At 57.9% G+C, this 12,695-nt stretch carries 9 protein-coding genes and 2 pseudogenes; 8 read left to right on the top strand and 3 right to left on the bottom strand.

The genetic code is table 11. The features are described from left to right. Positions 1 to 151: 151 nt before the first annotated feature. From ACWHVV_RS11085 to ACWHVV_RS11055, 7 genes and pseudogenes are all read left to right on the top strand, one after another. Positions 152 to 2,258 (top strand): annotated as a pseudogene (locus ACWHVV_RS11085) (type VI secretion system Vgr family protein). Further along, positions 2,251 to 3,174: a DUF4123 domain-containing protein gene (locus ACWHVV_RS11080; RefSeq protein WP_447926289.1), complete on the top strand. Its 924-nt coding sequence runs from the start codon at positions 2,251 to 2,253 to the stop codon at positions 3,172 to 3,174. The pseudogene ACWHVV_RS11085 and the gene ACWHVV_RS11080 overlap by 8 nt, the downstream one beginning before the upstream one ends. After that, positions 3,171 to 3,914, top strand: coding sequence for a hypothetical protein (locus tag ACWHVV_RS11075; RefSeq protein WP_447926288.1), 744 nt, complete (start codon positions 3,171 to 3,173; stop codon positions 3,912 to 3,914). Before ACWHVV_RS11080 ends, ACWHVV_RS11075 begins: the two co-directional genes overlap by 4 nt. A 75-nt stretch (positions 3,915 to 3,989) precedes the next feature. After that, a complete protein-coding gene (locus ACWHVV_RS11070; RefSeq protein WP_447893623.1) occupies positions 3,990 to 4,955 on the top strand; it encodes a type VI immunity family protein in 966 nt (321 codons plus the stop codon). Further along, positions 4,948 to 5,352: a hypothetical protein gene (locus ACWHVV_RS11065; protein WP_447926287.1), complete on the top strand. Its 405-nt coding sequence runs from the start codon at positions 4,948 to 4,950 to the stop codon at positions 5,350 to 5,352. Before ACWHVV_RS11070 ends, ACWHVV_RS11065 begins: the two co-directional genes overlap by 8 nt. 93 nt (positions 5,353 to 5,445) lie before the next feature. After that, positions 5,446 to 8,454: an RHS repeat-associated core domain-containing protein gene (locus tag ACWHVV_RS11060; protein WP_447926286.1), complete on the top strand. Its 3,009-nt coding sequence runs from the start codon at positions 5,446 to 5,448 to the stop codon at positions 8,452 to 8,454. A gap of 307 nt (positions 8,455 to 8,761) precedes the next feature. Next, entirely contained in the window at positions 8,762 to 9,100 is a 339-nt protein-coding gene (locus ACWHVV_RS11055) for a hypothetical protein (RefSeq protein WP_447926285.1), read from the top strand. A gap of 16 nt (positions 9,101 to 9,116) precedes the next feature. On the opposite strand, the pseudogene ACWHVV_RS11050 reads toward ACWHVV_RS11055, so the two are convergent. After that, positions 9,117 to 10,293, bottom strand: a pseudogene (locus tag ACWHVV_RS11050) (transposase); the annotation flags it as partial. A 123-nt stretch (positions 10,294 to 10,416) separates the two neighbouring features. Here ACWHVV_RS11050 and ACWHVV_RS11045 point away from each other — a divergent pair. After that, positions 10,417 to 10,785, top strand: coding sequence for a hypothetical protein (locus ACWHVV_RS11045; protein WP_447926284.1), 369 nt, complete (start codon positions 10,417 to 10,419; stop codon positions 10,783 to 10,785). A 68-nt stretch (positions 10,786 to 10,853) separates the two neighbouring features. Here the strand turns inward: ACWHVV_RS11045 and cmoB are convergent, their stop codons facing one another. Both cmoB and cmoA read right to left on the bottom strand, forming a co-directional pair. Next, positions 10,854 to 11,861: a tRNA 5-methoxyuridine(34)/uridine 5-oxyacetic acid(34) synthase CmoB gene (gene cmoB, locus ACWHVV_RS11040; RefSeq protein WP_447926283.1), complete on the bottom strand. Its 1,008-nt coding sequence runs from the start codon at positions 11,859 to 11,861 to the stop codon at positions 10,854 to 10,856. 1 nt (position 11,862) lies between these two features. Further along, entirely contained in the window at positions 11,863 to 12,606 is a 744-nt protein-coding gene (cmoA, locus tag ACWHVV_RS11035; RefSeq protein ID WP_447926282.1) for a carboxy-S-adenosyl-L-methionine synthase CmoA, read from the bottom strand. Between the last annotated feature and the right edge of the window lie 89 nt (positions 12,607 to 12,695).

The following is a 12,695-nucleotide window of genomic DNA, read 5'->3' as shown; positions in this document are numbered from 1 at the left end:
CTTTTTTAGTCAAGTTTACTTCGATTATGTAAGCGATTTCTTACATTTGTGTAAGTAATCCGCTCGTTGTGACGGATACGTTTGCGCTTGTCGCCCAGGTCGTTATTCTCGTCATTCTCTAGTGACGGGTTAAGAGGCAAGGAGCAGCGTAATGGCAAAAGGAAAAGGGCTTCAATTCACTCTCACGCTTGCGGGCGTGGATGACGTCGCGGTCATCGACTTCACCCACCGCGAGGCGCTCTCCGAGCCCTTCGAGCTGACGCTGAACGTCGCCAGCCGTGAAGGCGACCTGGAGGCTTCCGAGCTTCTTGACCGCGAAGCCACGCTGACCGTCTGGCAGGACGGCGAGCCGCTGCGCCGGGTCCACGGCATCATCAGCGAGTTCGGCCGGGGTGATCGCGGCCATCGGCGCACCTTCTATTCACTAACGCTGCGCCCGGCGCTCTGGCGCACCTCGCTGCGCCAGAACTCGCGCATCTTCCAGAAGGTCGACCCGCTCACCATCATCAACACCCTGCTGGACGAGCGCGGTATTACCGATATCGCCTTCGCCGTCAGCCGCGAACCCCTCGAGCGGGAGTACTGCGTGCAGTACCGCGAAACGGATCTCACCTTCATCGAGCGCCTCGCCGCCGAGGAAGGGCTTGTTTTATTTTCATGAGTTCGAGGACAGCGAAGGCGGCGCCCACCGGCTGGTGTTCTCCGACGACCCCCAGGTACTCACCAACCTGGGCGAGCGCACCTACCACAGCCGCGCCGGCGGCACGCCGCCTACCCGCCACGTGCTCAAGCTGAGCCACACCGCCCGGGTCGCCGCCGCCAGCGCCCAGCTCAAGGACTACAGTTTTAAAAACCCGGCCTACGCCCAGCTTCACGATCACATGGGCGATGACGTCGCCGAGCACGGCCAGCAGACCGACTACGAACACTTTGATTACCCAGGCCGCTACAAGGAAGACGCCTCCGGCAAGCCCTTCACCCGCATCCGCCTGGAGCACCTGCGCCGCAACGCCACCACGGCCAGCGCCCAAAGCGATTTGCCCGAGTTCGCCCCCGGCGCGCGCTTCACGCTTGTTGATCACGACACCGAGAGCCTCAACCGGGACTGGCAGGTGGTCGCGGTGCACCACACCGGCGAGCAGCCCCAGGCGCTGGAAGAGGACAGCATCAGCGCCAGCGACACCGGCGGCATGACCCGCTACGTCAACCAGGTCACGCTAATGCCCGGCGACGCCGCCTGGCGCGCCACGCCCAACCCCAAGCCAAGCGTCGACGGCCCCCAGGTGGCGTTTGTGGTCGGCCCGGAAGGCGAAGAGATTCACTGCGACGAGCACGGCCGGGTCAAGGTCCAGTTCCCCTGGGACCGCTACGCCGAACCTTTTGAGCCCGCCAGCTGCTGGGTGCGCGTCTCCCAGGGCTGGGCCGGCGGCGGTTACGGCAGCATTGCACTGCCGCGCATCGGCCACGAGGTGATCGTCTCGTTTCTGGAAGGCGACCCGGACCAGCCGCTGGTGACCGGAAGGACCTACCACGCGGTCAACCAGCCCCCCTACGATTTACCGGCGAACAAGACCCGCACGGTGCTGCGCACGCAAAGCCACAAGGCCGAAGGCTTCAACGAACTGCGCTTCGAAGACGAGGCGGGCGAGGAACAGATCTGGGTCCACGCCCAAAAAGACCTGGAGCTTTTAACGCTCAACGACCGGACCGAGGAGATTCGCAACGACAGTCACCTCAAGGTGCACAACGACCGCATCAGCGAGATCGATAATGACGATCACCACACTGTGCACGGCAATCGCTACGGGAAGGTAGACGGTGACGACCACCTTACTGTGGACGACACCCGCCACGAAAAGATCGGCCAAGCTCAACTCCTTGAGGCGGGCCAGGAAGTACATCACAAGGCGGGCATGAAGGTGGTGATCGAAGCCGGTGCCGAGATCACTCTCAAAGCCGGCGGCAGCTTTATCAAGATCGACCCCAGCGGTGTGACCATCGTGGGCCCGCAGGTCAAGATCAATTCAGGGGGCAGTCCCGGTAATGGAACCGGGCAGGCGGCTCTAAGCGCTCGGCTTCCCGGCGAGGCCGAAAGTGAAGAGCATTCCAGAATCTCTCCGGTTCAGCACCAGCCCACGGTCTTCGCAGAAACGCAGGGCCAAGTAATCGCTTTGAAAAGGGCCGCGAGCAGTGGCAAGGCACTATGCGATATTTGTGCCGATACGTTGAAGCATTCTCAAGGAGCGATCGATGGATAGCGCCTTGCCAACCTGCACGCATCTCATTCTGGATACTGCTCAGCCCGAGCTACGCGAGCAGTGGTATCGGCGCTCGGCCTACAGCAGCGAGGCGGAACTACTCTACGTCGATACCCCTTTTGGTCACTTGACCGAGGTGTCGCCTATTGTCGCGCCGACCTCGGCAGCGGATCCTTTCCTGCAGTGGGTCAGCACTCGGCGCCCCCATCTGCGTTGGGGAATACTTCTGGAAAGCAAGGAAAGCAGCCATGCGTTGGTAAGGCATTTTCGGCACTGGTTAACGATCTATAACGACCACGGCGATGAGGTGCTATGGCGTTTTTATGATCCTGAGGTACTGCCCTTTTTTCTTGATGCTTTTAGTGATCAGGAGCGCCAAGAGTGGTTCGGACCCTGTACCGCTGTTCATTGCCGGACACCAAAAGAAACGCTACGCCGAGAGCCGGAAAAGGCGCACGATGTATCGCTTCCATCATTACCTGATGCCCCTTGGTGGCGTATTACGCAACAACATATCACCCTGCTTCGCCCACTGATGCGCAAGGAATTGATCTCCGATGCGCGTCAGCGCTTATTACTCGCTGCATGGTCGTGGTTAATGCATCTGGACTCACCTGCGATTGATGCCCGCCTTGAAGAAGCCATTGACCGCTTGACTGCTCTCAATCAAGGCGAGTTACCCAGTATCGAAATGGCCGAGCACTTTTGCCTTTTGGTGTTTACCAGTTGTTCCCATTTGGAGAAGCGGGAGGATTTTCAACGAGCAGTGGATACTCACGGCATCGCTAAAGCGCTAATCCAGTGGCAGGCCTGTGCTTATGGGCAACTGCCTGATCGTACCCATCATGATGTTCAGTGGCTGCCCGACGACCCGCAAATGTTAACGTTATCAGCAAGGGAAGGAACCACACCATGAGCGGTACAAGTGCCCAAGCATGCCCAATAGGTGATGATATCGAGAGTCGTCTTGCAGTCGTTTGTAGTTTTGTATGCACCTGCGAGGAAGTGCCTAATCGCGGCCAAAACGGCATTAACCTCAAACAGAGCTGCGTGGATAGAGGGCTGCAGCAATATAACGAAAGCTGTGATACGGGAATACGGGTTCAGGTGCCCTACTATATGAGGGATACGCCCCCTTCACCGCTGCTGGTCAAAGATGAGGGCGGCCAGGAAACCACGGATCAGATTCCCAGTTTTGGCCACGCGATTAACCGTATCATAAAAATCAAACGCGATAGAGCGCAGGGCATATTGCTGACGGAATCGGCCAAAAACCGAGCAGAGGGCTATACCCGGGGCGATATGCGCATACCCGATGCGGTCGTACTGCGAGATCCCAATGACAAGCCTACTCAGGATAATCTGCTGGGAGTCGTGGAGGTAAAGTTTCCGCCTGATGATTGGGGAGCGGGGCAAGAAGAGGCTTATGAGCAAATTGTAGGCGCAGATCATAAATTAAGGCTACTTACTCCTGGGCGTTGTGGCTGTGACGGCCCGCGACAGACTGAATATGCTCCCGAGATTCAACCTGCCACGGTAACTTACGAAGATCGATTGGATGAAAGAGGGATAAATTGGGGGCTTATCGCCACAAGGGTGGGCGGATTCGCTTTCAGAGCTGCCGTGGGAGTAGTCACTGCCATTGGCGGTACATAACTGAGAGTATGATTGATAGTGTTAAAAACGTGCTCATAAATTGCAATAATATTTTAGCTGTTAAGGAGAGTGGTAGTGGATGCATCGCAAGATTTTGACAACCTGCTGACCGTCGAAACCGATAACGGCGTACTGTTTAAAATATGTTTGGGGGTGGCGTTTTTTTTTACTGGCTCTCAGCAGGAAGAAAAGCGCCAGGCTGTGTTGGATATCCTCGCTGACTACCGCGACTTGGTTGGTGATCGACTGACGTGGACCACGAATCCTACGACTGGTCGTTGGAAGAAGCTTAAGGGATTCGATAGTTATATAACCCCATTTGACTGGTTGCCTAGCTATGGCCCCGGAGAGTGGGAATTTGTTTATCACGGCGGTCAGCGGCGTAGTGATGCAGATGCTTGCGGTATCGTTGTGCTTGGAAAAGGGCAAGATGAACGAATAAGCAGGCTATACTGTTATTTTCCTATCGATTTCTTTATGGAGCGTGATCAAAAACTGCCTGAGCTAGTACAGCGGTGGTGTGAGAAGCTCAAGCCTGAACACGGATACTCTGGGTTTTGGTTAGGGCAGTCGTATGGTTATGAACGAGAAGATGAGGCCAAAATACTGGAATATAAATTTGGGCAGCGCTTTCCAGGCCTTCAAATCAATAAGTTCACCACCCACTCACTCAATCTACATCGAGGTCCAAAAGGGGTTGATTGGTTAACGATTCTGTCAAATGACTGGCTTGCTCGACTCGGCGGTGTTGAGCATCTCAAAGCGCAAATGGATGATTTGTCAGTGCTCGAATACAGTGGAGGTGCCATTTTGCGCGCAGGTTCCATGCCGCAGTTGGGTGATAACGAAAACCCAGAAGTTAATGACGCGTTAGTGGATTATCGCCGCGTAGCCGGGATCATTGAGCCTATCCGTATCAAGGATCATCCAGGCATTCACTCCCCGCTTCTGCCTCGCAATAGAAATGAGCCCTATTTTAATGAAGCTGAATACCAAGCCTGGCTGGCACGCTTCAGCCTTCAAGGGGGGAGCAATGAGTGAGCCAACGAACGGTGAAGTTTTCGATCTGACGTGGATGCCAATGCAGCTATTTCCCGACATCGAGCTGGAGCGGGTGGACGTTAACGAGCAGGCAATCCGCATCGTGTGCAGCGATGGCGACTGGTCGATACAGTCGGATATTACTCCCTTCTGGGGACCGGGCACCATGGTGTTTGAGGTTGAAGGCGATACGTTCGTACATATCCAGGAAGGAGAGCGCTGGCCTCTGGTCGACCCTGCAGTGGCGCAGGAAAAACTGATTCCTTATCTCCACACGCTGGAAGTAATCGAGCGCGGCGACCCTTGGCGATTACGTTTTCGGGCGGGCGACCGCAACGCCATTGTTGAGCTGCAGGCGAAAGTAATCAATATTACCTGGTATCCAGAAGGGGCCTGAGTACGTGTGAAAGGCTGCGTGATAGCGATATCTGCTTTAATGATACTGCCATGAGCTAATGGTTCGCAGTAAGCACGAGCAACGCCATGCGGTTTGAAAATCCATGGCGCGCTACCCGGTTCAACAGCCCACAATGCGCGCCAGCGCCAGCGCCAGCGCCAGCGCCACGGCGAGGTGGTGAGTGAGTTCGAGTGGCAGGATCACATGCTGACCGCCCACCGGGTGCCCGGCGGGTTGGAAGCCCACTACACCTGGGACCGCCATGCGCCGGACGGCCGCGTAATAGGTCAGCAGGAAGCCGGCGGCCTGGCGCGGCGCTTTGAGTATCACGTCGATCACACCCAGGTCACCGACCACCTGGGCCGCGAAGAGCGTTACCACTTCGTGGGCAGCGGCCCCGGCAAGCGCTGGACGGCGCACACCCGCGCCAACGGCTCGCGTATCGAATTTCGCTATGACCGCGCCGGGCAAAAAATTGCCACGGTCGACCCACTGGGCCGGGAAACAAGGATCGAGCGTAACGAAAGTGGCCAGGTCATCGGCCAGGTAACACCGGACGGCCAGCGCTGGCGCATCGAGCGCGATGCGTTGGGCGACACGGTGAGCATAGAAGGGCCGGAGAGCCAGCACTGGCAGATCACTCGTAACGAACGTGGTCAGCCGGTGGAAGTGGCGGGGCCGACAGGCACCACGGCGTTTGCTTACGACGACGAGCGCCTGCCCGACCGCGCTACCACGGTCGCCGACCCGGTGGGCGCTACCCATCAGCGCGAGTGGAACGCCCAGGGCCTGGTCACCGCCGAGATCGACTGCTCCGAGCAGCGCACCGAGTTTGAGTACGATCGCCGCGGGTATCTGGCCAGTGCCACCAACGCCCAGGGAGGGACCACGCGCACCCAGCACGACGAGCTGGGCCGGCGCACCGCCACCCAACTGTCCAACGGCCTTTACTGGCACCAGCATTTTGATCCGCAAGGGCGGCTGGTCGAAGTGGAAGGCCCCCAGGGTTTCCGCCAGCAGTTCTTCTTCGACGAACACGGCCGCCCGGCCCAGCGCACTGAAGCCGACGGCAGCCAGCAGTTCACCGCCTTCGACGACGTGGGCCGCCTGAGTGAGCTGACCCTGGGCAACGGCGCGGTCTACCGCTTCGCCTACGACGACATGGACCGCCTGGCCAGCGAGACCGGCCCGGACGGCCGCGAACAGCAGTACCGCTACGATGAGGCGGGCCAACTGGTCGAGCGCATCGAAGCCAGCCGCCCCGGCCCGGACGGCCAGCCGCTTGCCACGCGCTATGAGTACGACGCTGCCGGACGCCTCGCGGCGCGCCATTTACCCGCCACCGAGCACGCCCCGGCAAGCCAGGAGCAGTACCGCTGGGGCGCCAACGGCCAGCTCATGAGCGTCACCAACGAGCACGGCGACGTCGCGTTTCAATATGATGACGCCCAGCGGCTGGTCGGCGAGCAACAGCGCCACGCCGGTATCGAAGGCGGTAGCGGCTGGCAGTGGCAGCAGCAGCACACACTCACCGCCAACGGCGCCCCGCAAGCGAGCCAGTTCGGCGAGCTACCCGCGCTCAACTGGCACACCTACGGCAGCGGGCACCTGCACGGGTTGAGCGCCCCGGGGCTGAACCTGGAGATCGACCTGGAGCCGGACGTCCTGCACCGGGAGACCCGGCGCCGCCTGACCCTGGCAGCGGGTGACCAGGTACAGCCCCTGATTCTGGAGCGCGGCTACACGAACCTCGGCCAGCTCGATCACCTTACGCTGCGCGGCGCGCAGAACGGCGGCGGGCAGCAGTACCAGTACGACGCCCTGGGCCGGATGAGTTTCAGAAGCGTGCAGAGTGATCAGGCCTCCAGCGTTATTGCGTACAGTTTTGATGCCGCCGGCCGCCTGACCGGCAGCCAGCACGGCGACCAGGCCCACCGCTACGCCCTCGATGCCGCCGGTAACCGCCTGGACGGCCAACGGGCCATCACCGACAACCGCCTCGACCACCTGGACGGTGCCCGCCACCGCTTCGACGGCGCAGGCAACATGATCGAAAGGCAGGCCGCCAACGGCGACTGCCTGACACTCGGTTTTGATGGTGCCAATCGGCTGGTCCAGCTCACCCGCGCAAGCGAGCGGGGCCGTACGGTCGATGCCACCTACCGCTACGACGGCCTGGGTCGCCGCATCAGCAAAACCGTGCGCCACGAAAACGGCACCACCGCCACCATCCACTACGGCTGGGACGGCGACCGCATCGTGCGGGAAGAAAGTGACAACCAGCACTCGACCATCGTCTATGAGCCGGGCAGCTTCGTACCCATGCTGCGCATTGATGACACCCAGGAAGGCCAATTAGTCAGCGCCTATATCACCGATGCCCTGGGCACACCGATGCAGTTGATCACCCCCAACGGCCAACTCCGCTGGTTCGCCGAACCTGATGACTGGGCAGCCGTCAAAAATCAACGCGCCGTGCGCAACGTCACCCAGTCAATCCGGTTCCAGGGCCAATGGCACGACGAAGAGAGCGGGCTTTACTACAACCGCCATCGCTATTACGACCCGCAACAGGGAAGGTACATCAGCCAGGACCCGATAGGGCTCAAGGGAGGCACGAACCTGTACGGCTACGTGACTAACCCGACGGGGATGGTGGATCCGTTGGGTTTGGCAGGAGCGGCTGCAGCAACAAGTGCGGCTGGGGGCTCAGCGGTAGCGGGCCGTGCCGCTGCTCTTGGCGGACGAATACCCTACCTAAACCCGGTGGGGGCATTTATTTCAGGCATGTGGCCCGCACGAATGGGCAACGGAACGAAAGCAGGCCCCTGGTACACGGGAACCGTATTTTCGCCTACTGATCGCCTGGAAGACGATAACAACCCTATTGACCGCGAGGGCCGCCCTGATACGCCTACCGACCGCCCGGGGCGTTATGACACGCCTATCGTTGACCAGCATGGCTGGACCACTGAGCGACCAAGCCTTCAGCCGGGTGGCTGTCGCAGTGAACACCCCATTGCTGAGCCGTTGCAAGGTGACAATATGATTGGGGGGGTATCAGCCTGCCGGCACAGATATGATTGGCGGGGCGGTGTATAGTGAGGGAAGTGACAGAGAGTATCAGTCAGCTCCTTATCATGGACGTTTTGATAATTCCGTTAAGAGTAGAGCCTCAGCAAATGGGCAAGATGTGCTTGACTCTTCAGTTCAGGTGAAAGAAACCTCTCCTCGTCGAGTAGGTGTGGATGAGGTCGCAGGAGAAATAGTTGTTTTCGATCAAACTTATGAAGGGGGTTTTTCATGGGCATGTCAGGAGTTGGGATGATCTTACAACACAGATGAAAAATGCACTGAGGCGGGCCGGGGTTGTTAATAACAGGGGAAGGATCGTGCCAAGGAGTGAAAGATGAATATATATGAAGAGATAAAGAAAATAGATAAACAAGAATTTTCTAGGTTGCTTAACCAAGGAAACAGTTCGGATTTATGTGACGCTTTGGTTAGGGGTGTGCACCATATCGATGATCGCGAATGGTATTTAGAGAACTGTGTTTTTTGTCTTCAACATCCAGATCCAGAAGTCCGAGGTGCCGCCATAGCTTGCATTGGTCACATTGCCAGATTGGGAGGAGGGAATAAAAGTGAATTGCTTCGCGCTCTGGAGCCATTGCTGAACGATGCCGAGTTGAAAGGAAGGGTTGAAGATGCGATAGACGATATTACTATTTTTCATGCTGGAAAGTGAGGGCATGTAGTGGTCAAGTAAAACTGGCCACCGCTTTATAGTTAACCCAGTACTTTTTCTCTACCTGGTTCGGACTCATACCACCGTTATGCTGGTGAGGCCTAAGCTGGCTGTAATACCCGATTAAACAGTTCACGATATGATGCTGCCCCTGCAAGAATGATCGATAGCCATACGTTGGCACCCATTCAACCTTTAAGCTCCTGAAGAAACGCTCCATTGGCGCATTATCCCAGCAATTACCACGTCGACTCAGGCTTTGTTTTACCTGGCATTTCCAAAGTGTCTGACGGAACTTACGGCTCTTGTAATGACTGCCCTGGTCGCTGTGGAACATAACCCCTTTTGGCCGCCCACGGCTCTCATAAGCCATTTTCAATGCGCTGCTGGTGAGTTCGCTATCGGGCGACAACGACATCGACCAGCCAATCGTTTTCCTGGCAAATAAGTCCATGACAACGGCTAGATAAGCCCAGCGTTTGCCAGTCCAGATATATGTGACGTCGCCACACCGAACGCGGTTGGGCACCTCAACGTTAAACTGATGCGCTAAGTGGTTCGGTACCTCAACATGTTCATCACCTGTTTTCTTGTAGGTGTGCCCAGACACTTGGCAGCTAATCAGGCCAAGCTTTTCCATCAGGCGGCCAGCGCGATAGCGACTTAACGGCACATCCTGCCTTGTCGCCATCTCTGCGATGCTGCGCGCCCCTGCAGAGCCTTCGCTCTCGCGAAATAGCTCTCTGACCTTGGCTATTTCCTTGGTCTTCGTGGCACACACAGGTCTTTTGAACGTTGTCTCCAGTATTTAAAGCTGCTGCGATGCACGCCAAACACGTCACACAGCTTTTTTACCGGGTAGCTCGTCTTGAGTTTCTCGATTAGCGAGAAGTGTTCAGGGAGTCCGACATCAAGAGAGCGGTAGCCTTTTTTAGGATGTCTTTTTCCATCTCAATGTCACGGATGCGCTTTTCAAGCTCGCGAATCCTGAGCTGATCGGCTGTCATGGGCGTTGCTTTAGGGCTTTGGTCATCACGCTCCTGGCGTAACTGACGTACCCATTTATCCATGCTCGAATACCCCACATTCATGGCTTCAGCCGCTTCACGAACCGTGTAATGTTGATCGACGACTAGCTGTGCTGCTTCGAGTCGAAATTCAGGGCTAAAGTTACGTTTTGGTCTTGTTGCCATGCTGCCACCTAATGATGTCTTGGTGCATATTAGCACCTCTAATTAGGTGGCCGAATTCACTATGCCACTACAGTTGTCCACTTCGATAAAGCGGGAAAGCTGACTATACCCCTCGCGGCCTTCTTGAAAAGCCGTGGCTTCGATCAGGAAGAGGTTTCTTTTGATACGCCCATGGTATGGGTGGCGCTGTATGTTTTGCTGGTATTGGGGGGAGGGCTGCTTTATAGCTTCGATAACCAGGCTATGTATATTTATCCTGTCTTGCTTGCCGCGGTCGGTACGAGCCTGGCGGGCCTTTACACTCTGTCGCGTAATCTCGAGCCTGGCCAGTCAAAAGGGGGAGCTTTAACGGGAATGATCATGATGGGCGTTGGCATGCTGGTCACGGCGCCGGCAAGCCTACTGAACCTGCCCATGATAAAGACGCTTCAGCGTCAGAAACTACGTCATTATCTCGCGTCTGCTAATACAACCGCCTTCGCCGAATTCTGAGCTTTTAGAAAGAGCGCCCCAAGCCCCCGTGCCTCGCTCTTCCTTGAAGCGAGGCACTGGTTGAGCCTTTAGCCGGCTTTGTTAGCGATTACTACCGCGCGCCGCGGCGCGGGGTAGCCTTCAATAGTGCGACTACGATCATCGGGGTCGAGGAAATCTGAAAGCGACTGGTAGGTCATCCACGCCGTGCTGCGCTGCTCTTCCAGCGTCGTAACCGCTTCGTCTACCACGCGCACGTTGGTGAAGCCGCAACGCTCTAGCCAGTGGCAGAGCGCTTTGGAGGAGGGCAGGAAGTAGACGTTGGGCATCGCGGCGTAGCGCTCGCCGGGTACGAACACCGTTTGCTCGTCGCCTTCGACCACCAGGGTTTCCAGTACCAGCTCGCCGCCCGGGGCCAAGGCTGCTTTCAACTGATTCAGGTGCTCGAAAGGGGAAACCCGGTGGTAGAGCACGCCCATGGAGAAGACGGTATCGAAAAAGGCCAGGTTCTCCGGCACGTCCTCGATGCCCACCGGTAGAAAGTGGGTGCGCTGATGATCGGCGTCGCCGACGAAATGGCGCACCGCCTGAAACTGCCAATAAAACCGCGGCGAGGGGTCGATCACCAGCACGAACGCGGCGCCAAGACCGGCCATCCGCCAGGCGTGGTAGCCGCTGCTGCCGCCTACGTCCAGCACCTTGCGATACTTCAAGGGCGCCAGGTGCGGCGCCACGCGCTGCCACTTCCAGTCCGAGCGCCATTCGGTGTCGATCTCGATGCCGCCCAGATTGAACGGCCCCTTGCGCCAGGGCGCGAGCTTTTTGAGCAGGTTGAAGCACTGGCGCCTCTGGCTCTCATCCAGTGCCATGTCCACGGTGACCGTGTCGCTCGTCAGCGATACCTCGCGCGGCTCGGGCAACTGCGGCAGCTTCTTGACCGCTTTTTCCCAGGCGGAAAGGTCGCCGTGGCGCTTTTTATCGAGCCCCTGGGCGAGCTGTTCGGGCAGGCGGGCAAGCCAGGGAAGCAGCGCGTCGTCCAGCGCCGCCTGATCCAGAAACGCCTGGTAGAGTGCTCGGTGATCCTCGGGTAATGGCACCTCAAGCCTCCTTGAACGCGATCAATGAGGCGAAATTCAGATATTGAAACCAGGTCATCGACCTGGGAAAGCCGGCGGTTTGCAGGCGCTGATGGAGCACGTCCAGGGAGTCCGGAATCAGCACGTTCTCGAGGGCGGTGCGCTTTTGGCTGATTTCCATATCACTGTAGCCGTTGGCGCGCTTGAAATCATGGTAGCGCTCGACTCGCCAGGCGTTGTCACGCTCGTCCGGGTCGACGGTTTTTTCCGAGAGAATCAAAACGCCGCCGGGCTCCAGTGCGGCATAAAGGCGGGCGAGCAGCGCATCGCGGTCCGCCGGGGGTAAAAACTGCAGCGTGAAGTTCAAAATGATCATGCCCGAAGGTGCATACTCCAGTGTTCGAATATCGTCTTCGATCACCGTCATGGCGTGGTCGGGGCATTCGTTCAGAAACGTCTGGCGGGCTTTCTCGGCCATGGCCGGGGAGACATCGACCCCGGTATAGCGAAACGCATCCGCGGGAAGTGCGCCGGCCAACGCCAGGCCCGAGGCGCCCAGCGAGCAGCCCAGGTCGTACACGTGGGCGCCGTGGCGCAGGTGGCGCTGTGCAATCAGGCTCAACATGCCCAAAATCTGGCCGTACCCCGGCACTGATCGGCGGATCATGTCGGGGAAGCACGCGACTACCTGCTCGTCGAAAGAGAAGCGCGCTACGCGGTCAAGGGGTGTCGAAAAGATAGCGTCACGGTAAGATGCGTTACTCATGGGCAAGCCAGGCTAAAAAGTGGAGGGGGCGTAGTTTACGCGGCCCCGGCACAACACAACAGTCCCAGGCTTTAGGATACCCGCCAAAA

The organism is Vreelandella sp. EE27 (genome assembly GCF_968206495.1).
The sequence above is the reverse complement of the archived record's forward strand: the minus strand, read 5'-3'. Positions and strand labels throughout refer to the sequence as shown.